19 protein-coding genes and 3 rRNA genes are annotated in these 23944 nt (G+C 45.9%); 18 read left to right on the plus strand and 4 right to left on the minus strand.

Annotated features, from left to right (window positions below; genetic code table 11):
• Positions 1–10 precede the first annotated feature (10 nt).
• The 9 genes from C1712_RS02000 (at position 11) to C1712_RS02040 (ending at position 8506) form a co-directional block, all read left to right on the plus strand.
• Positions 11–1545: ribosomal RNA gene (locus C1712_RS02000) — 16S ribosomal RNA — on the plus strand.
• Between the two features lie 230 nt (positions 1546–1775).
• Positions 1776–4672: ribosomal RNA gene (locus tag C1712_RS02005) — 23S ribosomal RNA — on the plus strand.
• Positions 4673–4734: 62 nt separating this feature from the next.
• A 5S ribosomal RNA gene (gene rrf, locus C1712_RS02010) occupies positions 4735–4848 on the plus strand.
• The 16S, 23S and 5S rRNA genes sit together here, the layout of an rRNA operon.
• 270 nt (positions 4849–5118) lie before the next feature.
• Positions 5119–5670 (plus strand): translation initiation factor IF-3, encoded by a 552-nt coding sequence (infC, locus tag C1712_RS02015; protein ID WP_102266345.1) that lies wholly within the window; start codon positions 5119–5121, stop codon positions 5668–5670.
• A 12-nt stretch (positions 5671–5682) separates the two neighbouring features.
• Positions 5683–5877 (plus strand): 50S ribosomal protein L35, encoded by a 195-nt coding sequence (gene rpmI, locus C1712_RS02020; protein ID WP_102266347.1) that lies wholly within the window; start codon positions 5683–5685, stop codon positions 5875–5877.
• An 18-nt stretch (positions 5878–5895) separates the two neighbouring features.
• The gene (rplT, locus tag C1712_RS02025) at positions 5896–6255 is read left to right on the plus strand and encodes a 50S ribosomal protein L20 (RefSeq protein ID WP_102266348.1); all 360 of its coding nucleotides are present in this window, start codon (positions 5896–5898) and stop codon (positions 6253–6255) included.
• Between the two features lie 10 nt (positions 6256–6265).
• Positions 6266–6703 carry a MarR family winged helix-turn-helix transcriptional regulator gene (locus C1712_RS02030; protein WP_102266349.1) on the plus strand — a complete coding sequence of 146 codons (438 nt, stop codon included), beginning with the start codon at positions 6266–6268 and terminating at the stop codon, positions 6701–6703.
• An 85-nt stretch (positions 6704–6788) separates the two neighbouring features.
• The gene (locus C1712_RS02035; protein ID WP_102266350.1) at positions 6789–7226 is read left to right on the plus strand and encodes a DUF6568 family protein; all 438 of its coding nucleotides are present in this window, start codon (positions 6789–6791) and stop codon (positions 7224–7226) included.
• A gap of 8 nt (positions 7227–7234) precedes the next feature.
• Positions 7235–8506 carry a patatin-like phospholipase family protein gene (locus C1712_RS02040; RefSeq protein WP_102266351.1) on the plus strand — a complete coding sequence of 424 codons (1272 nt, stop codon included), beginning with the start codon at positions 7235–7237 and terminating at the stop codon, positions 8504–8506.
• 45 nt (positions 8507–8551) lie between these two features.
• Here the strand turns inward: C1712_RS02040 and C1712_RS02045 are convergent, their stop codons facing one another.
• Positions 8552–9874, minus strand: coding sequence for a class II D-tagatose-bisphosphate aldolase, non-catalytic subunit (locus C1712_RS02045; RefSeq protein ID WP_102266353.1), 1323 nt, complete (start codon positions 9872–9874; stop codon positions 8552–8554).
• 110 nt (positions 9875–9984) lie between these two features.
• Positions 9985–10902, minus strand: coding sequence for a nucleoside recognition domain-containing protein (locus tag C1712_RS02050; protein ID WP_102266354.1), 918 nt, complete (start codon positions 10900–10902; stop codon positions 9985–9987).
• A gap of 129 nt (positions 10903–11031) precedes the next feature.
• On the opposite strand from C1712_RS02050, the gene C1712_RS02055 reads away from it, so the two are divergent.
• Positions 11032–12219 (plus strand): cation diffusion facilitator family transporter, encoded by a 1188-nt coding sequence (locus tag C1712_RS02055; RefSeq protein WP_245858037.1) that lies wholly within the window; start codon positions 11032–11034, stop codon positions 12217–12219.
• A gap of 2 nt (positions 12220–12221) precedes the next feature.
• Here C1712_RS02055 and pgeF read toward each other — a convergent pair whose 3' ends face one another.
• Positions 12222–13001, minus strand: a complete 780-nt coding sequence (pgeF, locus tag C1712_RS02060) for a peptidoglycan editing factor PgeF (protein WP_102266358.1) — start codon at positions 12999–13001, stop codon at positions 12222–12224.
• 263 nt (positions 13002–13264) lie between these two features.
• On the opposite strand from pgeF, the gene hrcA reads away from it, so the two are divergent.
• The 7 genes from hrcA (at position 13265) to C1712_RS02095 (ending at position 21683) form a co-directional block, all read left to right on the plus strand.
• Positions 13265–14278, plus strand: coding sequence for a heat-inducible transcriptional repressor HrcA (hrcA, locus tag C1712_RS02065; RefSeq protein WP_102266360.1), 1014 nt, complete (start codon positions 13265–13267; stop codon positions 14276–14278).
• A gap of 9 nt (positions 14279–14287) precedes the next feature.
• Entirely contained in the window at positions 14288–14896 is a 609-nt protein-coding gene (grpE, locus tag C1712_RS02070) for a nucleotide exchange factor GrpE (protein ID WP_102266362.1), read from the plus strand.
• Positions 14897–14917: 21 nt separating this feature from the next.
• Positions 14918–16729: a molecular chaperone DnaK gene (gene dnaK / locus C1712_RS02075; protein ID WP_102266364.1), complete on the plus strand. Its 1812-nt coding sequence runs from the start codon at positions 14918–14920 to the stop codon at positions 16727–16729.
• 133 nt (positions 16730–16862) lie between these two features.
• Complete coding sequence (gene dnaJ / locus C1712_RS02080) at positions 16863–17978, plus strand: molecular chaperone DnaJ (protein ID WP_102266366.1); 1116 nt, start codon at positions 16863–16865, stop codon at positions 17976–17978.
• A gap of 100 nt (positions 17979–18078) precedes the next feature.
• On the plus strand, positions 18079–19212 hold the full coding sequence (locus tag C1712_RS02085) for an amidohydrolase (RefSeq protein WP_102266368.1): 1134 nt from the start codon (positions 18079–18081) through the stop codon (positions 19210–19212).
• Between the two features lie 66 nt (positions 19213–19278).
• On the plus strand, positions 19279–19743 hold the full coding sequence (locus C1712_RS02090) for a ComEA family DNA-binding protein (RefSeq protein WP_102266369.1): 465 nt from the start codon (positions 19279–19281) through the stop codon (positions 19741–19743).
• Entirely contained in the window at positions 19734–21683 is a 1950-nt protein-coding gene (locus tag C1712_RS02095; RefSeq protein ID WP_102266371.1) for a ComEC/Rec2 family competence protein, read from the plus strand. The genes C1712_RS02090 and C1712_RS02095 overlap by 10 nt, the downstream gene beginning before the upstream one ends.
• Before the next feature lie 110 nt (positions 21684–21793).
• On the opposite strand, the gene C1712_RS02100 is transcribed toward C1712_RS02095, so the two are convergent.
• Positions 21794–23524 (minus strand): IS1634 family transposase, encoded by a 1731-nt coding sequence (locus tag C1712_RS02100; RefSeq protein ID WP_102266373.1) that lies wholly within the window; start codon positions 23522–23524, stop codon positions 21794–21796.
• Between the two features lie 207 nt (positions 23525–23731).
• Here C1712_RS02100 and C1712_RS02105 point away from each other — a divergent pair, with 207 nt between their 5' ends.
• Positions 23732–23944 (plus strand): zinc ribbon domain-containing protein, encoded by a 213-nt coding sequence (locus tag C1712_RS02105; RefSeq protein WP_102266375.1) that lies wholly within the window; start codon positions 23732–23734, stop codon positions 23942–23944.

Here is a 23944-nt window from a genome sequence, read left to right on the forward strand (position 1 = left end):
AGAGCTAAATCAAATGGAGAGTTTGATCCTGGCTCAGGATGAACGCTGGCGGCATGCCTAATACATGCAAGTCGAACGGACGGAAGATGAGCTTGCTCATTGGAAGTCAGTGGCGAACGGGTGAGTAACACGTAGGGAATCTGCCCATGTGCCCGGGACAACAGATGGAAACGTCTGCTAAAACCGGATAGGTGGCAAGGAGGCATCTTCTTGCGATTAAAGGGGCTACGGCCTTGAACATGGATGATCCTGCGGTGCATTAGCTAGTTGGTGAGGTAACGGCTCACCAAGGCGATGATGCATAGCCGACCTGAGAGGGTGAACGGCCACATTGGGACTGAGACACGGCCCAAACTCCTACGGGAGGCAGCAGTAGGGAATTTTCGTCAATGGGGGGAACCCTGAACGAGCAATGCCGCGTGTGTGAGGAAGGTCTTCGGATCGTAAAGCACTGTTGTAAGAGAGGAACGGTATCCAGAGGGAATGCTGGGTAAGTGACAGTATCTTACCAGAAAGCCACGGCTAACTACGTGCCAGCAGCCGCGGTAATACGTAGGTGGCGAGCGTTATCCGGAATCATTGGGCGTAAAGGGTGCGTAGGCGGCGAGTTAAGTCTGAGGTAAAAGGTTGCAGCTCAACTGTAACAAGCCTTGGAAACTGACTAGCTAGAGTGCAGGAGAGGGCAGTGGAATTCCATGTGTAGCGGTAAAATGCGTAGATATATGGAGGAACACCAGTGGCGAAGGCGGCTGTCTGGCCTGTAACTGACGCTGAGGCACGAAAGCGTGGGGAGCAAATAGGATTAGATACCCTAGTAGTCCACGCCGTAAACGATGAGAACTAAGTGTTGGGGAAACTCAGTGCTGCAGTTAACGCAATAAGTTCTCCGCCTGGGGAGTATGCACGCAAGTGTGAAACTCAAAGGAATTGACGGGGGCCCGCACAAGCGGTGGAGTATGTGGTTTAATTCGAAGCAACGCGAAGAACCTTACCAAGCCTTGACATACCGAGCGAAGGTCTAGAGATAGGCTGGAGGATAACTGGGATACAGGTGGTGCATGGTTGTCGTCAGCTCGTGTCGTGAGATGTTGGGTTAAGTCCCGCAACGAGCGCAACCCTTGTTTTATGTTACCAATATTAAGTTAGGGACTCATAAGAGACTGCCGGTGACAAACCGGAGGAAGGTGGGGATGACGTCAAATCATCATGCCCCTTATGGCTTGGGCTACACACGTACTACAATGGCAGTTACAAAGGGCAGCGACCTAGTGATAGGGAGCGAAACTCGGAAAGGCTGTCTCAGTTCGGATTGAAGTCTGCAACTCGACTTCATGAAGTCGGAATCGCTAGTAATCGCGAATCAGCATGTCGCGGTGAATACGTTCTCGGGCCTTGTACACACCGCCCGTCAAACCATGGGAGTTGGCAATACCCGAAGCCGGTGGCATAACCGAAAGGAGTGAGCCGTCGAAGGTAGGGCCGATGACTGGGGTTAAGTCGTAACAAGGTATCCCTACGGGAACGTGGGGATGGATCACCTCCTTTCTAAGGAGAAAGAGTGTAAGAGGACGGATTCCTGTTTAGTTTTGGGAGGCCGAGAGGCGACCCAAGGGAACTCGATCTTTGAAAACTGAATAAACAGAAGACATACATGATCTTTCTGAAAAGAAACGGAAAAACTAAGGAACTGAGGAAAAGCAGTTAAGAGAAAAAATAGTTAAACCGTTCACTGAAGCAAGAAGAAGCGAAAGCACAACATGTGAAGAGCATGAAGTGATCAAGTAAGGAAGGGCGTATGGTGGATGCCTAGACACATAGAGCTGAAGAAGGACGCATCAAACGGCGAAACGCGACGGGGAGTGGTACGAGCGCAAAGATCCGTCGGTATCCGAATGGAGGAATCCGGCATATCGAGAGATATGTCATCCATGGCTGAATACATAGGTCATGAGAGAGCAACCCGGGGAACTGAAACATCTAAGTACCCGGAGGAAAAGAAAACAACAGTGATTCCCAAAGTAGCGGCGAGCGAAATGGGAGGAGCCCAAACCAAGAATATCTTGGGGTAGTAGGACCACAGGGAAGCTATATCTGATGATAATGGAATGGCATTGAAAGGCCAGCCGCAGAGGGTGCAAGCCCCGTACATGAAATCAGAGGATAGGCGAGTGGGATCCTGAGTACGGCGGGACACGAGGAATCCTGTCGGAATCGGCCGGGACCATCCGGCAAGGCTAAATACTCCTATGTGATCGATAGTGGACCAGTACCGTGAGGGAAAGGTGAAAAGAACCGCGGGAGCGGAGTGAAAGAGAACCTGAAACCATATGCTTACAAGAAGTCAGGGCCCGTTAAAGGGTGATGGCGTGCCTTTTGTAGAATGAACCGGCGAGTTACGATAACGTGCGAGGTTAAGTAGGAGATACGGAGCCGAAGCGAAAGCGAGTCTTAATAGGGCGTGAAGTACGTTGTGGTAGACCCGAAACCGTGTGATCTAGCCATGGGCAGGTTGAAGTTCAGGTGAAACTGAATGGAGGACCGAACCGACTACCGTTGAAAAGTTAGCGGATGACCTGTGGCTAGGGGAGAAATTCCAATCGAACACGGAGATAGCTGGTTCTCCCCGAAATAGCTTTAGGGCTAGCGTCGAGGCAAAGCGACTTGGAGGTAGAGCACTGAATGTACGATGGCCCCATCCCGGGGTACTGAGTATAATCAAACTCCGAATGCCAAGGAAGCATACTCGGCAGTCAGACTGTGGGTGATAAGGTCCATGGTCGAGAGGGAAACAGCCCAGACCGCCAGCTAAGGTCCCAAAATACATGCTAAGTGGGAAAGGATGTGGGGATGCACAGACAACTAGGAGGTTGGCTCAGAAGCAGCCATCCTTGAAAGAGTGCGTAACAGCTCACTAGTCGAGTGACCCTGCGCCGAAAATGTACCGGGGCTAAGCATGATACCGAAGCTGCGGATTTGATGGAAATCAAGTGGTAGGGGAGCGTTCCATGTACGTAGAAGCCATACCGTAAGGAGTGGTGGAGAGCATGGAAGTGAGAATGCCGGTGTGAGTAGCGAGATGTAGGTGAGAATCCTACACACCGATAGCCCAAGGATTCCAGGGGAAGGTTCGTCCGCCCTGGGTAAGTCGGGACCTAAGGCGAGGCCGAGAGGCGTAGTCGATGGAAAGCAGGCAGATATTCCTGCACCTGCGATGGGAGCGAGGGAGTGACGGAGAAGGCTAGTCTGACCCACTGAATGGATTGTGGGCGAAGCGTATAGTAGGCTGATAGTGAAATGCGTCAGCAGGATATAAAGCGTGATAGGTAAGCGAACGGCTGCGGCCAAGTAGCGAAGCAGATGATGCCAGCTTCCAAGAAAAGCTTCTAGCGATAATTCCATAGCAGCCCGTACCAAAACCGACACAGGTGGGCAAGGAGAGGATCCTGAGGTGAGCGAGAGAACTGTTGCCAAGGAACTCGGCAAAATGACTCCGTACGTTAGCAAGAAGGAGTGCACGAAAGTGCCGCAGTGAAGAGGCCCAAGCGACTGTTTAACTAAAACACAGCTCTCTGCGAAGTCGAAAGACGAAGTATAGGGGGTGACGCCTGCCCGGTGCTGGAAGGTTAAGAGGAGTCGTTAGGAGGAATTCGAAGCGATGAATTGAAGCCCCAGTGAACGGCGGCCGTAACTATAACGGTCCTAAGGTAGCGAAATTCCTTGTCAGGTAAGTTCTGACCCGCACGAAAGGCGTAACGATTTGGGCGCTGTCTCGGCAGCAGACTCGGTGAAATCTTAGTACCTGTGAAAATGCAGGTTACCCGCAACTAGACGGAAAGACCCCATGGAGCTTTACTGCAGTTTGATATTGAACTTTGGTCAGTCATGTACAGGATAGGTGGGAGACGAGGAGACATGCACGTCAGTGTATGAGGAGTCGCTGTTGGGATACCACCCTTGGTTGATCGAAGCTCTAACCTAGTACCTGAGACAGGTATGGGGACCGTGTCAGATAGGCAGTTTGACTGGGGCGGTCGCCTCCCAAAGAGTAACGGAGGCGCCCAAAGGTACCCTCAGATTGGATGGAAACCAATCGGCGAGTGCAAATGCAGAAGGGTGCTTGACTGTGAGACAGACAAGTCGAACAGGGACGAAAGTCGGGATTAGTGATCCGGCGGTGCCGAATGGAAGGGCCGTCGCTCAACGGATAAAAGCTACCCTGGGGATAACAGGCTGATCTCGCCCAAGAGTTCACATCGACGGCGAGGTTTGGCACCTCGATGTCGGCTCATCGCATCCTGGAGCTGAATTCGGTTCCAAGGGTTGGGCTGTCCGCCCATTAAAGCGGTACGCGAGCTGGGTTCAGAACGTCGTGAGACAGTTCGGTCCCTATCTGTTGTGGGCGAAGGAAATTTGAGGAGAGCTGTCCTTAGTACGAGAGGACCGGGATGGACTCACCGCTGGTGCACCAGTTGTCCTGCCAAGGGCATAGCTGGGTAGCTAAGTGAGGAAGGGATAAGCGCTGAAAGCATCTAAGCGCGAAGCCTACTCCAAGATGAGATTTCCCATTCGAAAGAAGTAAGACCCCTTGAAGACTACGAGGTAGATAGGTCAGAGATGGAAGCATAGCGATATGTGGAGTTGACTGATACTAATCGGTCGAGGACTTGATCACAAGCAGGGAAGGCATGTAAGGAATCTGATATTCAGTTTTGAAAGGTCGAACCTTTCAAAGGATCCGGTGATGATAGCGGAGTGGACACACCTGTTCCCATCCCGAACACAGAAGTTAAGCACTTCAGCGGCGACAATAGCTGGGCTTGCCTCAGTCAAGATAGCACTTCGCCGGTCCTTCTTGCCTCTAAACGAGGCTTTTTTTTATGTTCACTATAAATGCGGCTAAGAAAGACGATCACATAAAGGGATCGAAATATTGAAAAAGCATAAGTTTTTTATTGACAGAGATAAGAGAGAATGCTATTATATACAAGCAGAAAAGATAGTGGAAAGCAGAAGCACACCTTCTCACCCGATAGCTGAAGTTATGGGTCAATGCTACGATGATGGAAAAATCAGTCAAAGCGGGTGTGTTATGCGCCCGCTTTTCATGTATCATAGGAGGTGTCTGTTATTTATAATCGTAAAGTGATTCCAAACAATGTTAATGATGATTTAGTTAACGAGAAAATCCGCTTCAAAGAAGTGCTTGTGATTGATTCTGACGGTTCCCAGTTAGGGATCAAAATGCGTCGGGAAGCATTGGAAATTGCCTATAATCAAAACTTAGATCTGCTGTGCGTGGCGCCGAATGCCAAACCGCCGGTATGTAAAGTGCTTGATTATGGAAGACATCGCTTCGAACAGCAGAAGAAAGCGAAAGAAGCGAAAAAGAAACAGCATGTAACGGAAATTAAACCGCTGCGTCTATCACCGGTCATCGATAAGCATGACTTTGATACCAAAATGCGTCATGCCCGCAAATGGATTGCCGATGGCATGAAGGTAAAGGTAGATATGCGTTTCAGAGGTCGTCTGATCACACGTTTAGAAGTCGGAAAGAAAATAATGGATAGCTTTATCGAGGAAATTTCAGATATCGCATCCGTTGAAAAGAAACCGACATTGGAAGGAAATACAATGTCGTGCGTATTAAGCGCTAAAAAGAACAAATAGGAGGTAGTGAGTATGCCAAAGATGAAGAGCCACAGAGGGTTAGCAAAACGAGTTAAGAAAACCGGTACAGGAGAATTAAAAAGAGGGCGCGCTTTTACAAGCCACCGCTTTCATGGAAAAACACAGAAACAGAAACGTCATTTGAGAAAAGCGTCATTGGTACACAAAACAGATTACAAGCGTATTAAAATGATGCTGGTGAAGTAAGAATAGGAGGAATATAAGATGGCAAGAGTAAAAGGTGGATATGTAACACGTCAAAGAAGAAAACGCACATTAAAATTAGCAAAAGGCTACTTTGGTGCGAAACATTTATTATATCGCACTGCGCATGAACAGGTCATGCATTCCATGCGTTACGCATTCAATGACCGCCGTAAATTAAAAAACAACATGCGTAAACTGTGGATCGCCCGTATCAACGCGGCTGCCCGCATGAACGATCTGTCCTATTCTAAACTGATGCATGGACTGAAACTGGCAAACATTACGATCAACCGTAAAATGTTGTCAGAGATCGCGATCCATGATGCGAAAGGCTTTACGGCAATCTGCGATAAAGCAAAACAGGCTTTAGAAAAGTAAGAGGAATCATATGGATGAAACGATGCAGACGCTGAATGAACTGCTTGTGGATCTGTTTAATCATATTCTGCTATTAGAAGAAAAGAATATGGCAGAAAACAATGTAGATCTTTCCATGACCGAAGTGCATATTTTGGAAGCAATCAAGAAAAGCAATTCTAATATGATGTCTGCTGTTGCGAAAAGGCTGATGGTAACGCAGGGAACCTTGACGACTTCGATCAATCGCCTAGTAAAAAAAGGCTATGTGGAGCGATACAAGGATGAGAGCGATCGCCGAATCGTGCGATTGACCTTGACAAAACAGGCGGATGCCGTATTAGCCATTCACGATCGGTTTCATGAACAGATGATCGACTCAATGATCGACAAGCTTCATTTAGATGAACAAAAACAATTATTGCAGTCGATTCAAAATGTGATGGAGTTTTTCCGCAAAGAATATTAAGAGAATCTGTCCGGATTCTCTTTTTTTACTTGTATTCTGTTTTATTTCGTGTATGCTAATAGTAGCAAATAGTGGAGATGATACGATGAAGAAACTATGGATCTTTGCGTTTTTACTTGTTATGATAAGCGGCTGCGCCAAATCGGAAGCAGTCGGGAAGATCGTTACGGTAAGTGCGGCGGATGTATTGACGCGCTTAGATGAAAAAGAGGATTTCGTTTTGGTGATCGGTACGACCACCTGTACGTCCTGTCAGTCATTTCATGAGACGATGACTGCTTATATCGAAGATCATGCGATTTCTCTTTTCTTGTTGCAGATCGATAATGAACCGCTTGTCGAAGCGGATAACGGCGAAGAAGTGCGCCGCGACTTTTTAATGCTTTGCGATCGGCTGATGCCGATTGAAAGCACACCGACCGTTATTTGGATCAAAGGCGGGGAAATGGTAAACGCTCACGTTGGCGCGATGGAGCTGGATGCACTTCATCAAAGCAATCAGGCATATGGCCTGATCGATTAGGTGAGGCGATGAAACGGGCATTGGTGCTTGGCGGCGGCGGTGCAAAAGGCGCTTATGAGATTGGTGTTTGGAAAGCGTTAAATGAACTTGGAGAACAGTTTGATCTTGTCTGCGGCACTTCGATCGGCGCTTTGATCGGTGCGATGTATGTGCAGCATGATTATGAGCGCTGTGCTGCGCTTTGGGAGCGGCTGCAGGCAGCGGATATCATTAAAAACGGGGTCAATATCCAATATGATTTAGAACAGTTGATGGAAGAACGCAAAGCGATCAAAGAGATGATTTTCGGATATGTGTCAAACAAGGGAGTCGATATTTCACCCTTTGAACAGATGATCGAAACATTGTTTGACGAAGAGCGCTTTTTTACATCTGATATTGATTTCGGTTGCATGTGTGTGCTCGCCAAAGATTTATCGCCTTATAAAGTGAAAAAGCAGATGATGACGCCGACATCGGCAAAAGACTATCTATTGGCCAGTGCTTCCTGCTTTCCGATCTTCCCGATGAAAGAAATCGAAGGTAATAAATATATCGACGGCGGCTATTACGACAATGTACCGGCCGCACTGGCGCTGGAAATGGGAGCAGACAGCGTATTGGCGATCGATCTCAAACCAGCGGATAAAAAGAAAAAGCGTTTGGCATCGAAAAAGGTAACCTATCTTTCACCAAGGGAGCCGCTCGGCAGTTTCCTTGATTTTTCAAGAGAGCGTATTTACCGCAATCAAATGCTTGGCTATTTTGATACGATGAAGCTATATCGACACTACATCGGAGAACGCTATACCTTTCCTGCTTCACAGAAGCAAAAAATAGAGGAATTTGAGGAAAAGATGGTTTGTTTCTTCAATAGTAAAAAGCAAAGCGACCATGTGCTTGCTTTTTGGTATCATCAGTTGTTTCAGAGCAATCGAAAAAATAAAAGAAAACAAGAAGGGCAGCTTCAGATCCTAGAAAAGAGCGCTGCGCTTTATGAAGTAGATGACTTACAGGTTTATGATTTTGATACGTTTCTAAATGAAATCGAGCGTTCCTTTCACAGTTATCAGCAGCAGCATGAAGAAATGCGTGTGATGCTTCCATCTATGATCAAAGAAGCGAAGTCATTTTCTAAAAAAGAGGCGACGCTGTTGTTTTATCGCTATCTCGTACATCGCTATGAACCACAGGAAAGCAATCAAAAGCAGCTGCCGCGTTTACTGAAGGAGCCGCTTCGCTATGCGATGTGCCTGTATTATGTCATTCATCAAAGCGATCATTTCCGCTTTTCCAAATAAAAGGACAGTCATTGATTTTATGAATCAAGGGACTGTCCTGTTTTATTAGAATAATTGTTCTTGCTTTGAGGCAAAGGTGTATTGCTTGATCGTATCGACTACGCGGTCTTTGATCAATTCTTCCGGATCCTTGGTTAGTTCAAAATGACGTACTTTCTGATACTGGATCGGCATGAACTGTGAAAGCAGACAGTTCGGTATTTCTTTGGCTCTCAAATTGGCTACCAGTTTTGCAATGGCAGCTTTTACCGCCGGTGTCGGCATATAGTAGCGGCAGCGATCGGAGAAAGAATAGCGACGGGCGATATATAACTGATTTTCATCACCATGATAGTGTTTCTGCCAGTTTTTTGGCTCCTTTAACATTTCCGCTTCTAATACGTCGATGACATGAGAAGTTTCCATATCGCTTCCATGATATAATTCTTCTTCGATATGGGCCAAGGCAAACAGTCCTTCCCGCATCGCAAAGGTCAGGCCTGGTCCTACTTTTAAGATTCCGACGCCGTCTTCTACCAGTTCCCGCAGTTTTTCCTGGGTCTGATAATCGGTGGAATGTCCTTCAAATACCAGATTTGGATAGTCTTTGATCGCAGCCATCAGGTCAACGGCTTTACTGCGGTCATATTCGGTGCAGCCATCATCCTTTTCCTCAACACCCGGCTGTACGACCACGGCAATGACATCATTCCAAGTTTCTTTCAGTCCGGCATCGAAAAAGGCTTTCTCAAAGGCGGAGACCGTCGCTTTGAAATCAGCGACCTTGGTTACCTGTACGCCGGCGCTTGCTTCCTGCGCACCGCCGGGAATCGGCACTTCACTGCCGACGATGTAAACCGGTCGGATCGCATCCGGCTGTGATTGTAACAATTCCTGATAAGTGTCCTCACAAACACGGGCAAGCTGGGCACCGCGGCGGGCAATGATCGCATCGCTTAAACGCGTATGGGGATCATCATCGGCTACCTTCATGCTGGTATCAATATGAATTTTGGTAAAACCGGCAGCGACATAGCAGCGTACCAGTTCTTCAGCCATTGCCATCGCTTCTTTTTCCGGATAAGATGCAAAGGTAAGCGGTCCTAAATGATCGCCGCCTAAAAAGATCCGATCTACGCTCAAACCGACTTTCTTGGCGATCGCATATACGAAATTGCGGAAATCGATCGGCTTCATGCCCGTGTAGCCGCCGTTTTGATCGACCTGGTTGGCAGTCGCTTCGATCAGCGCGCAGGAATTTTCCTTTTTTGCGGTTTCTAAAACCGCCTCAATGACATATTCATTGGCGCTGCAGCAGGAATAGATCCCGACCGCTTCTCCTTTTTTTTGTTTCGCAACGATCTGCTTTAATGGATTTGCTTTGCTCATATAAAAATCCTCCTTGTTTTACACATCATATCATTGCGAAATTAAAATGTAAAGCGTTCTCAAAAAGCCTATTATTTTTTATAAACTTGTTACACAAAAATACAAATGGATCATAGGGAAAAGAAGAAAAAGGCAAATGCAAAGGCAAGCAGTGCCTGTAAGATGCGATAGAGAAAATAATGAAAATAAGACAGTTTGATATGGGGAATCATCGCCATGATCTGCATATGTACGCAAAAACCGGCAAATCCCAGCAGCGCACTTTGTAAAGAAAGACGAAGCGAGAAAGAAAACGGAAGGGAAGCAAGCAGGATCGTACCGGAAGAAAATTCCATGAGAATGCGCGGAAAAAGCGCCAGTCTCGGCGGTAATAAAAACTGGATAAGCGGATGCAAGCTGGTAATGATCAAAACATAAGTACCGATGATAAAGATCGCATAGCCACTGGAGCGAATGCTTTGGGTACAGGCTTCATAAAACGATGTGCTTGTCATGTGGATCGGATCGCTTACGATCACCGTGCTGCGGGTAACAAACAGCAATACGGCGATCGCACCCAGCTGGGAGAATAACAAAGGCATCACGATCGTTTCATCCTGATAAAGCAAAGGACAGGTTACACTGATAAACCCGAAGGAGGCACAGGAAACACATAGGATCAGCCTTCTGGCCGCATCCTTAGAGAGCTGCTGCTTATAATAGGCCTCATCGATCAGCATCGCTGAAGCGGGAAATCCCAGAAATAAAGATGTTAGGACATAGGCAAACGCATTGCCGTCAATATGAAAAATGTGCCAGCTGAATGGGTGCAGCCACTTTCCCAGCAGATGAAAGATCCCCAGCGCATGCAGAAAGCGAATGAGGATCATAGCCAAAAACATAGAAGGGATCAAAGTGAGCAGCCAGATCTTCAGCGCTTCCAATGATGTCGCATATAATTGTTGCGGATGTAAAAAGAGCCATAAAATGAGGAACGTGATCGGCAGCTGATAAAAAATGCGGTTTTTGTTGCGTAAAAGAAAAGTCATCATATCACCTGCTTAAAGCGTATGAAACAACATGTGCAAATAGAATAAATGAAAGGTTTGCTCTTTTCCTGATTCTAAAAATGTGATACACTACCATACATATAAAAAGGATGAAATAAAGACAAGGTGATGAAAATGGTAGCGTTTTTGATTCGCAAATTCATAAAAAATCATGAAAATATAAAAGATCCGAAAGTGCGGGAAGCGTATGGCAGAGTGACTTCGCTGATCGGTATCTTGATCAATATCGTATTGTTTTTATTCAAGCTGCTCTGCGGTGTGATCAGCGGCAGCATCGCCATCATTGCGGATGCGATCAATAACTTGACGGATGCAGGCAGTTCTATCATTTCTTTGATCAGCTTTAAGTTAGCGGGCATGCCGGCAGATGAAGAACACCCTTTCGGTCATGAACGGGTGGAGTATGTGGCTTCCATGATCGTGGCGTTTTTGATCTTGTTTTTAGGGCTGCAGCTGATCACATCTTCCGTTGAAAAAATATTTGATCCGGACCCGGTGTCGTTTTCCTTGGTCAGCGTTATCGTGCTTGGCGGGGCGATGCTTGCGAAATTTTACATGTATCGCTATAACCGCAAATATGGGCAGCTGCTAGATTCCAGCATGATGAAAGCGACGGCGGCAGATTCACTTTCCGATGTGTGGGCGACCGGCAGCGTGCTGGCTTCTACGCTTTTGTCATCGCTTCTGCGGTTTCAATTAGACGGTTACATGGGGGTGATCGTGGCGGTACTGATCATCATGACCGGCATCAACCTCATTAAGGATACATTGGATCAGCTGTTGGGAATGGCGCCAAGCGATGAACTGGTAAAGATGATTGCGGACAAGCTGCACACTTATGAGGGCGTGCTGGGCTTTCATGATCTGATTGTGCATAATTATGGGCCTTCCCGTCAGTTCGCATCGGTGCATGTGGAAGTAGACAGCAAGATCGATGTCATGGTTTCACATGATCTGATCGACAACATCGAACGCGATTTTATGAATGATTGCAATCTGTCGCTGGTCATTCATTTAGATCCGTTAGTGATGGATGAGCAGACGATCATGATGAAAGAAGAAGTGCGGGAAATGGTAAAGGGCATTGATCCGTCATTGTCGATCCATGATTTTCGCATGGTACCGGGAACGACGCATACGAACCTGATCTTTGATGTGGTCGTGCCGCATAAATTTGCGATGACCTCTGCACAGCTGTTAAAGGAAATGGAAACGCGCATCCATGTCAAGCACCCGGATTTTTATCTGGTCGTTACGTTCGATCATGCTTTTATTTCCGAAAGAAAACCGGTTTGAGATCAAACCGGTTTTTTAGATGGTCGTTTCATGATATAGGTAAAATGGCGGCCGCACGCATGATCGCGGCGGTAAGAGAAGAAATTGGGATTGTCGCACTTGGTATCATTTTTATCAATGGTGATATGATGCGGCAGCACGCCCAGCTCCAGCAGCATCTTTTTATTTAAGCCGACGTTATCCAGCAGCGCTTTGCCGTTTTCCAGTTCTTGGATATAGGGTGCGCTTGCAAGCGGCAGCTTATGGATCTGTTCGATGACTTCGCTGCCGACTTCAAGTGAGGAAAAGGCGATCGAAGGACCGATATAGGCATGCAGATAAGCCGGATCGACTTGTTCCTGCTCGATCAGATGCTTGACAAGCTTTGCGGTGATCTGATGCAGCGTTCCTTTCCAGCCGGCATGGATCGCGGCAATGATGCCCTGTAATTCATCATACAGCAAGATCGGCGCACAATCAGCAGTCATGACACCGATGAGCAGCCCTTCTTCTCGGGTATAGCAGGCATCACAATCCACTATCCCATCTTGATAGGACAAAGCGCCTTTCCCGGCCATCTGAGCCGTTACTTCGACAAAATGGTCGCTGTGGGTCTGTTGTAAAAACACACAGTCGGATAAAGAAATACCGAGTTCTTTGACAAATTGTTTTCGGTTATTTAAGACAGCGGCTTCCTCGCCCGGTGTATGCAGCGCCAAATTACCATTTTCCGGCATGTTTGGATCGCGCAAGGTCGTTCCCGCAAGCAAATGCGGTGTTTGTTTCCATAGAATCTGTTTCATCATGTGTTCCTTCTTTCTTAATATCGTAAATGACTGTCGGTTGCCACTTGGCTATGCAAGTCAGTATATGTTGATTTTGATCGATTATGCCTAAATGCATTCTCACTATAACAGAAAAGCATGAAAAATACAATTACATTGCTGTAAGGTAAGCGTGATGATCTTTTTTTGAAATTTTAGCACTAAAGTATTGACAGTGCTAAAAAAATAGCATATACTGTTAGCAGACATAAGATAAGAGTGCCAGAAGGGAGGCAGAGAGCATGCTGAGTGAAAGACAGGCGGTCATCTTCAAAACGATCGTCGATGAGTTTACGAAAACCGCGGAACCGGTCGGCAGTAAGACGCTGGTGAATCTGCTAAGCATGCGCTGTTCTTCGGCAACGATCCGCAATGAGATGGCGGCGTTAGAAGAAATGGGATTGCTTGAAAAAACGCATACTTCAAGCGGTCGGATCCCTTCCAGCAAAGGCTATCGCTTCTATGTTGAAAACATGATGGAAACGCAGCTGGATGACAATGTCAAACATTCGCTCCAGCAGGTGTTTCAGGAACGTCATTATACATTAGATGAAATCGTCAAGAAAAGCTGTGATATCTTATCGCAGATGACCAATCTGACATCGTTGGTGCTCGGGCCTGATTCCCGCTGTCAGAGATTACAGCACATTCAGTTGTTTCCGATCAGCGAAAGAAGTGCGGTAGCGGTATTTATTACCGATCATGGGCATACTGAGAACAAGACCTTTCAGTTTGATACGACAGTATCGCTCAATGATATCCAGACGTGTTGCAATCTGCTTAATGACAAGCTGTGCGGTACACCGATCAGCAGTGTCGTGGAGAAGATGAAGGAAATCAAGCCGCTGCTTGCGGCCAGCGTGTCCCGCCATGAAGTGCTCTTCCAGGCATTTGTCAATGCTTTCATTCGTTTTGCGAGCGACAATGTTTATTGCAGCGGACAGAGCAATATGCTGTATCAGCCTGAGTTTGCGGATATCGAACGATTGAAGCAGCTGATGAAAATGTTGGAGGATTCCAGTGTTTGGCGGCAGCTTGCCAATACGGAAGGCGATCTGGCGATCCGCATCGGCAATGACAACGGTGTCTTGCAGATGGATGATGTTTCGGTCATCACCAGCAAATTTCATCTGAATGCACAGGAAGAAGGACAACTCATGATCGTAGGACCGACTCGTATGCAATATGATCGGGTCGTCGCATTGATGGAATATATGAGCAAGGTCATCGAAGAATTATACAGTGAGGAATATTAGGAGGTCGTCATGAGCGAAGAAGTAAAGGAAACAGCACCGCAGACGGAAGCAAAAGAAGAAACCATAGCGGAAGCGGAAACGATGCAGGAAGCAAATGAGGCAGAAAAGGAAGAAACAGCCGGTAAAAAGAAGCACTTCGGCAAAAAGGACAAAGAGATCGAAGCGCTGAAGGAAGAGATCGCCAAGCTGCAAGAGGAGCTTGCGACGAGCAAGAACGCTTACTTCAAGGCATATGCCGATACGGAAAACTTGAAGAAACGTTTGCAGAGCGAAGCGGCCAATACGCGCAAATACCGTATTCAAAGCTTTGCGACAGAGGTATTGCCGGTGCTTGATAACTTAGAAAGAGCATTGGCGGTAAAAAGTGATGACGCCAATGTGGTGAACTATGCCAAGGGCTTTGAGATGATCTATCAGCAGCTGATCGCCATCTTGAAGCAGGAGGGCGTAGAAGAAATCGAAGCGCTGAATCAGCCCTTTGATGCCAATTACCACAATGCCCTGATGCAGGAAGCAAAGGAAGGCGTAGAAAGCGGAATGGTCATTGAAGTGCTTCAGAAAGGATATATGTTAAAAGATCGCGTCTTGCGCGCGGCACTTGTAAAAGTGAGTGAATAAGAAAACAGGAGGTAATGAAAAATGAGCAAGATTATCGGTATTGACTTAGGTACGACAAATTCATGTGTGAGTGTGATGGAAGGCGGTGAATGCAAGGTCATCACCAATCCGGAAGGTAACCGTACGACCCCTTCGGTAGTAGCGTTCAAAAACGGTGAAATGATCGTCGGCGACGCGGCGAAACGTCAGGTCGTAACGAATAAGAACACCGTAAGCTCCATCAAACGTAAAATGGGAACGAGCGAAAAGGTATCATTGGAAGGAAAAGACTATACGCCGCAGCAGATCTCGGCAATGATCTTACAGTATCTGAAAGGCTATGCGGAAGATTACTTAGGTGAAAAGGTGGATAAGGCGGTCATTACCGTACCGGCTTACTTCAATGATGCACAGCGTCAGGCAACCAAAGATGCCGGAAAGATCGCCGGCTTGGAAGTAGAACGTATCATCAATGAACCGACAGCTGCCGCTTTGGCTTATGGTATCGACAAAACCGACAAGGAACAGAAAGTGCTGGTATATGACTTAGGCGGCGGTACGTTCGATGTTTCTATTTTGGAATTAGCGGATGGTACCTTTGAAGTATTGTCCACAAACGGCGATACTCACTTAGGCGGCGATGATTTCGACCATGTCGTTGTGGACTGGATGGTAGAAACATTCCGTAAAGAAAACGGCGTGGATCTTTCAAAGGATCCGATGGCGATGCAGCGTTTGAAAGAAGCCGGTGAAAAAGCGAAGAAAGATCTGAGCGGCATGATGCAGACACAGATTTCGCTGCCGTTTATCTCACAGGGCGCAGACGGACCGCTGCACTTTGAAGCAACGCTGACCCGTGCGAAATTCGATGATATGACACGTCATTTAGTAGAACGTACGATGGAACCGGTACGTCAGGCGTTAAAGGATGCCGGCTTAAGCAAACTGGATATTCATCAGGTATTGCTGGTTGGCGGTTCTACTCGTATCCCAGCCGTTCAGGAAGCGGTAAAGAAAGAACTGGGTAAAGATCCGAATCGTTCTGTGAATCCGGATGAAGTCGTTGCGATGGGTGCCGCAATTCAGGGCGGTGTCATTGCCGGCGATGTAAAAGATGTCTTATTGCTGGATGTTACACCGTTAAGCTTGGGTATTGAAACGATGGGCGGTGTCATGACCGTATTGATCCCTAGAAATACGACGATCCCGACAAGCAAATCACAGATCTTCTCAACTGCCGCAGATAACCAGCCGGCTGTTGATATCCGTGTATTGCAGGGTGAACGTCCGATGGCAAATGACAACAAGGAACTGGGTATGTTCAAATTAGACGGTATTGCGCCGGCACGCCGCGGCGTACCGCAGATCGAAGTAACCTTCGATATTGACGTAAACGGTATCGTGCATGTATCCGCAAAGGATAAAGGAACCGGCAAAGAACAGTCGATCACGATCCAGAATTCCAGCGGATTAAGCGAAGAAGAAATCGAACGTATGGTGAAGGAAGCAGAAGAACACAAAGCAGAAGATGATAAGCGCAAGGAAGAAATCGAACTGCGCAATAAAGCGGAAGCCTTTATTTCTCAGATCGACAATTCCATCGCAGAAGCCGGTGATCAGTTAGATGCAGCGCAGAAAGAAGAAACGATGAAACTGCGCGATGAACTGCAAAAAGCGTTGGATGAAAACGATATGGATGCGGTAAGAAGTAAACTGGACGCTTTGGAAAAAGCAGCACAGGCCGCAAGCGCCGCAATGTATCAGCAGCAGGCACAGGCAAATGCCTCTCAAAGCGATGCAGGAAGCACAAAAGATGACAATGTGATGGATGCGGAGTTTGAAGAAAAGAAGTAATCGGCAAATAAAAAGCAAACGGTGTAGAAGTTTTGGCTGATGCTTGAACTTCTACACGTTTCTATGCAAATGATAAAAGCAATGAAAAAAGATGGTTCTATCGAATGGATGATAGGTAATTGGAGGGATCATAATGGCTGAAAAACGCGATTATTATGAGGTGCTTGGAATTAGTAAAGGCGCCAGCGATGATGAAATCAAAAGAGCCTATCGAAAGATGGCAAAAAAATATCACCCGGATGTCAATAAAGAACCGGGTGCGGAAGAAAAATTCAAAGAGATCAATGAAGCCTATGAAGTACTGAGCGATCCGCAGAAAAAAGCCACGTATGATCAATTCGGACATGCCGGAATGGATGGCGCGGCTGGTTTCGGTGGCGGCTTCAGCGGTTTTGGCGGCGGTGGTTTCGGCGGTTTCGACGATATTTTCTCCAGTTTCTTCGGCGGCGGTTTCGGCGGCGGCGGACGTCGTGCCAGTAACGGACCGCGCAAGGGAAATGATCGCTTCATGCAGATGACGATCGACTTTATGGATGCGATCTTCGGTGTTAACAAGAAAATTACGATCGAGGTAGATGAACCGTGCGACCACTGTCATGGAACCGGTGCACGTTCGCAAAGCGACATTCAGACATGTCCTACTTGTCATGGCAGCGGCTATGTCGTGACCCAGCAGCGTACCCCGCTAGGCGTGATGCAGAGCCAGTCGGTCTGCCCGGACTGTCATGGAAGCGGTAAGAAGATCCTGCATACATGCGATCACTGTCACGGACGCGGCTATGAGCATAAACGAGTGGAATTAGACATCAAGATTCCGGCCGGCGTACAATCCGGTCAACAGCTGCGCATCAGCGGAAAAGGAGAACGCGGTGCAAATGGCGGTCCTAACGGTGATTTGTTCATCGAAGTGCTGGTGCGCCGTCATAAGACGTTCGTGCGTGACGGCAATGATATTCGCATCAGCGTACCGATTTCGGCATTGGATGCGATCTTAGGAACAAAGATCGATGTACCGACTGTCTACGGCGATGTGGAATTGACGATCCCGGCCGGTACGCAATATGGTCAGCAGTTCCGCCTGAAGGGAAAAGGTGTAAAAGGCGCGCGTACGACCGGTGATCAGTATGTTGAAGTTACCGTAGAGATTCCAACGAAGATCTCGCGGGAAGAAAAAGAGCTGTATGAAAAGATCAAAGCCAAAAAGGGGCATGAATCTCCGTTTGAAAAATTTAAGAAAGCATTTCGTTAATATACGGCCATCTGTCAATGACAGATGGTTTTTTAATGAAAAGCATTGCCATGGCAAAAAGAAGAAGCGTATAATAACAAGCAATAAGGAGGGTAATCGTATGAAAATTTTATTGAAGCAGGGACTGGTGCACGATGTGGAACTAGGTGAGATCAAAGTGCAGGATCTGTTAATGGAAGATGGCAAGATCAAAAAAATCGCCGATACGATCAACGATGCAGAGGCAGTCGTGTATGATGTAAAGGGGAAACATGTTTATCCCGGTATGGTAGAGGCGCATTGTCATATGGGATTACATGAGGCAGCCATTCAGTTTGAAGGGAATGACACCAATGAATCCAGTGATCCGATCATGCCGCATGTCAGGGGGATCGATGGCATCAATCCGATGGATGAAGCGATCCAAGATGCCAGAGCTGCCGGTATTACGACGGTATGCGCCGGTCCCGGCAGCGCCGATGTGATCGGCGGTACATTTTGCGCTTATAAAACGTATGGAAACTGTATTGATGAAATGCTGATCAAGGATCCGGTAGCGATGAAATGTGCATTTGGGGAAAATCCCAAGCGAGTATTTCAGGAAAAAGGCATCAAGACCCGCATGAATGTCGCGGCGCTGCTGCGCAAGACTTTGCTTGAGGCAAAGCAGTATGCCCAGAAAAAGGATGCGGCTTATGATATGAAACTGGCGGCGATGCAGGCAGTGATCGAAAAGCAGATCCCGTTAAAGATCCATGCGCATCGTGCCGACGATATTTGTACGGCGATCCGCATTGCGAAAGAGTTTGACGTAAAGGCAACGCTGGATCATTGTACCGAGGGGCATCTGATCGTCGATCAGGTGGTCAAAAGCGGCTTTCCAGCAATCTGTGGACCTTCCATGAGCGCCAGATCCAAATATGAACTGAAACATAAATCATTTGAAACGGCGGGCATTTTGGCAGAGCAGGGCGTATTGGTCGCCATTACGACCGATTCTCCGGTGATCCCGCAAGAGTATCTTCCATACTGCGCCGCTTTGTGTATGAAGCATGGGATGCGAGAAGCAGACGCATTGCGCGCGATCACCATCAATCCTGCCAAGATCATCGCTTTAGATGATCGCATCGGTTCCTTAAAAGAAGGAAAAGACGGCGATGTCGTTGTATGTGACGGCAGTATCTTTGATTTACAGACGCATGTGCTTTATACCTTTATCAATGGCGAACTGGTATATGAAAAGAAAAGAGCTTGATCAAAGCTCTTTTTTTAGGAACACGGCTTTGTTTGCGCATGTGCTTTGATAAGAGAGGTGGCGTTTATGAAGCATTGGATTGCCTTGGCGGTTTTGCTTTTATTTTATGTTTCGCAAACTTATTCTGCAATTGATTTATCTGCATTTGAACTGGAAAAGATCACCGTAGAAATCAAAGGAGAAGTCACAAATCCCGGTATTTATCATGTTGAACAAGATGCCTGTTATGAAGATGTGATCGCTTTGGCGGGAGGTATCACAAAAAACGCTTCTTTGGATGCGATCAATTTAAGCAAGCGGGTCGTTCATGAAAGCGTCATCGTGATTCCTAAGATACAAAGCACCTGCATCTCCTTGAATCAGGCCAGCGAGGAGGAACTGATGCGCTTAACCGGAGTAGGAGCGGCAACGGCCAAACGGATCATTGCTTATCGTACGACAACACCGTTTCAGACGATCGAGGATGTGATGAAAGTAAAGGGGATCAAAGAAAAGCTGTTTCAGAAGATGAAAGATGATCTATGCCTGTAAAGGGAGAATTGCTGTTATATGTACTAAGCGGCATGGCGATTTGTTATTTATCCTCTGCTTTCGCAAAAATGATCGCTGTGATCGCACTGCTGATCTGGTATGCCTACTTCCATGCCCACAGTACGATCTGCTTTCTGTTGTTTTTGATCGGCGTTTGTTTTTGGATACAGCCCTCGGCAGTACAAAAAATGAAAGATGTCGTACAGGTGGTAGCGGTGCATGCCGATTATGCGATCGTAAGTGATGGCAAGACGCAAGGCATCGCTTATGGTCTTGACGATGTCAATTATGATGAGGTGCTGCGCTTAACGGGAACATGGAAGCCGATTGTTTCGCTGCAGAATTTTTATGGATTTTCATTCGCCAAGTGGTGCAACCGCAGAGGCATCTATGAACAGTGGCAGGGAACTTATGAGAAAATAGCTGCGAAAGATACGCTGCGCAGCCGTCTCTATGCCCATGTGCAGAAGCTGCCGAAAAACGCGCGCAGTTATGTGTCAGGATTTTTATTCGGCGCGCTGAAGCGAAGTGATGACCTTGCGTATCTGATGCAGGCAGGCGGTTTTCACGTGAGCGCTTTATTCCTGTTTCTGCGCCGTTTCATTGCGCGTTTTTCCGTAAAGCACGCCCGCTTTCTCGCTTATCTGCTCGGTTTTCTACTTGTGAGCATCACCAAGGAAAGCGCTGCGATCCAAAGGGTGCTGGTATTTGAATTTGTCGCTTGCCTGCCGATCGAAAATCAAAAGGATCGTTTTGCGTTTGCCGTTTTGTTAAGCGTACTGCTGTTTCCTTATCTGCTTTATGAGTATGGCTTTTTACTGGCATGTTCGATTCGCATGATCTTTTTGTTTGTGCAGGGCAGATGGAAGCAGCGTATCATGCTTTGGGCAGTCTTGATTGCGTTTCAGCTCTTTGCTTTTTATGAATGCAGTTTATTGCAGCTGCTACTTTTTCCGCTCTATCGCCGTATTTTCGCTTTTGCTTATCTGTTTGCCTGGGGGATCGTGTTTTTCCCGCTGCTTGGCGGTTTGGCAGGAGCAATGGAAGTGGTTTTGAAATGGGTGCTGTCTTGGCCAAATGATCTGTTGTCATTAAGCGGCAAGCCTTCTTTTTTATGGCTTTTGTTATGGGGAAGGACGATCGCTTATCTAATCAAGCATACCGAGAAAAAAAGTATGATAAAAGCAATGATGCTGCTGGCGGTGTTTCCTTATCAGGCCTATTTGCATCCATTTGGAGAAGTGATGATGATCGATGTCGGACAAGGCGATTGTTTTTTATTCACGCTGCCGTTTCATCAGGGAACCATGCTCATTGATGTTGCCGGATCACTTTATAAAAATATCCCCGAACAGACGCTGCAGCCGATCTTGAAAGCAAAAGGGATCGATGTGATCGATATCGTGGTCGTAACGCATGATGACTATGATCATAGCGGCGGTTTACAGGAACTAAAGGAAATCGTGCGCGTCAAGCAGGTGATCGATGCTTATCAGCCAACGGTTGCGCTTGGTAAACAATTATGGTATATGCCTATGGATACAAGCGCTTATGATAATGAAAATGATCGTTCTTTGTTATTGTATGGGCAGCTTGGAAAGCATCGCTATCTGTTTATGGGAGATGCGGGAATCGCCGTGGAAGAGGAATTGATGCGCCGTTATCCACAGTTGGACTGTGATGTTTTGAAATTGGGGCATCATGGTTCTCATACCGGTACATCATCGTTGTTCTTACAACAGGTAAATCCACAGATGGCACTGATTTCGGCAGGACGCAATAATCGCTATGGACATCCGCATGAGGAAGTGCTTTCCCGTTTACAAAGTTATGCGATCTATTACCAAAACACAGCGGAAAAAGGAGCGCTGCGGATCTACTACACGCCCTGGTTTTCTTTCTTTGTGAATTCGGCACATGAGTTTGGCTTTCTGAAATAAAATGTGTTACAATCCCAAGTTTGACACCTAGACAATGAAAAAACTCAAGAAAAGCTGATAAATAAAGGCTAATCTTGAGTTTTCGTTTTGTAACGATATGTGGTATTTTTTTATCTGTTCTTTGATTTGTGGATAATATTTCTCATTTTCTTCTGTTTGATAATCTGGGTATCTGTATAAAATCCAAACAATTCATGTAATTTGTCTGTTAGATCGGTTCGTTTATAAGTCGGTATATATCCATATCCTTCTATCTCACATACATTCATTTCTCGTAATGTATGTATGATCTGTTCTACGCTATATTCCTTATCTAACTTTTCTTCCAGTAAACGATAAACCAATAGTGATATGAAACAGATCAGAAAATGCGCCTTGATCCGATCCTCTCTTTGTAAATATACCGGCCTTGCCTCAAACTCTGTTTTCATGATACGAAAGCATTCTTCTATCTGCCATCTTCTTTGGTTGATCTGAATAATTTCTTCTATGCTTCCATCTATATCCGTTGTAACGGCATAGAAACCATCATACATTGCTTCTTGTCCTATCTTTTCCTGATCTAGTTCATAAATAACTTGATCAGCGACTTCTCCATATTCTGTAACGGATGTTTTCTTTATGAATCTAGCCGGATCATTCGGGTTCTTCCGCTCTTTTCTAATGTTCTTGCTTGTATTTAATAGTTTTTGTGCTCGTTCTAATTGCTTTTGACGTATATTTGCTTGATAAGCACGATATTTAGGCGAATAGGTTACGATCATCGTTTCAGATAGTTTCTTTGATTCGATAGGTACTTCTTTATAATAAATCTCTCCGTAAACAGATGGATCGCTTTCGTCTAATTCACGCAAATCGATCAATCGATTACTTCCTACTTTTCTAAATTGAGTAGGATCCAAAGCAATTTCTCTATCTTCTTTCTTCAGTTTCTTCAAGGATTGGGCAATAACATAAGAACGTCCTTGCATATCATTGAACAGTTTATTATCTTGAGAACCTAGACCGGCATCACTGCAATAGATAAACTCACTGCAATCAAAATCACGAATGATCTTCTGTTCTAAAGGCTTCAATGTTTTCTGTTCATTTTGATTACCGGGATACAGATCGAAAGCCAAAGGGATCCCGTCGGTATCCATAAACAGTCCCATCGTAACGATTGGATTTGGCCGATGTTCTTTTGATTTTCCATATTTTCTTAAATCATCGTCCTCTTCAATTTCAAAATAGTAATTGGTACAGTCATAATAAAGGACCTTTGTATTACGATGATGAATGAAGTGAGAGTTCTTATAAACTTCGGATTGAATATAATCAGATTCTTGAGCGAGAATAGATAACGCTCTGTAAATATGATGGATATCATATTTAGGCTGTTCCAGCAAGGTGTGAGCGAAATCATAAGAGCTCTTTTTACTGGAAGGATGAAGGATACGAGAATAGATCAGATCGGAGAAGATGGATTGAATAGGGAAAGTGAAGTTATGACGGGTTTTCATGTTGCGGAAGATATTATCGAAGCGAAGCTGAGAGCAAATAGATTGAAGAAACAAATAACCGCAATTAAAAGAATGTTGTTCATTTTTCTTGATATGTAGATTAGGATGAAAAGATATAGAAACTTTTTCATTTTCTTGATCATATTGTTCGGTAGCAAGACGAGCCTGCTCTTTGGCCCAGGCAAGGACCTGATCACGATCATTGTTATGAAGAGGAAGGAGTTGATCCATAGAGCCAAGTTTTTTATAGATTTTGGAAGTATTCTTACCGTTTATTCTGTAAGAGTGAATAATATATAGTTGTTCAGCATTCTTAGATTTGACAATATTGATACGCATAGAAGGATCACCACCTAACGACATTATAACACAATACGGCACAATACGCTATACAAAAACTAAAAAATTGACAAAAAAAGTATAAAAAAAGCTTTTGATTAAGCCTTTATTTGAATATTGTTATTTTTTTAGGTGTCAAACTCCCGAACTTTTTATTCCGTTGCCGCATAGAAATGGTATAATCAAGACAAGCAAGGAGTTGATAACATGGAAAAAAGACAATTTATCTGCCCGAAATGCGGCTGTACGGAATTTATCGACGATCAGTTTCAGGCGACCGGTGGAAATTTCGCGAAATTGTTTGACGTGCAGAATAAGAAGTTTATTACGATCAGCTGCAAGCACTGCGGCTATACGGAACTCTACCGCATGGAAACCGATGCCGGATGGAATATCTTAGACTTCCTGATCGGCGGTTAA

This window comes from Massilicoli timonensis (assembly GCF_900199515.1).
Lineage (GTDB): Bacteria > Bacillota_I > Bacilli_A > Erysipelotrichales > Erysipelotrichaceae > Massilicoli > Massilicoli timonensis.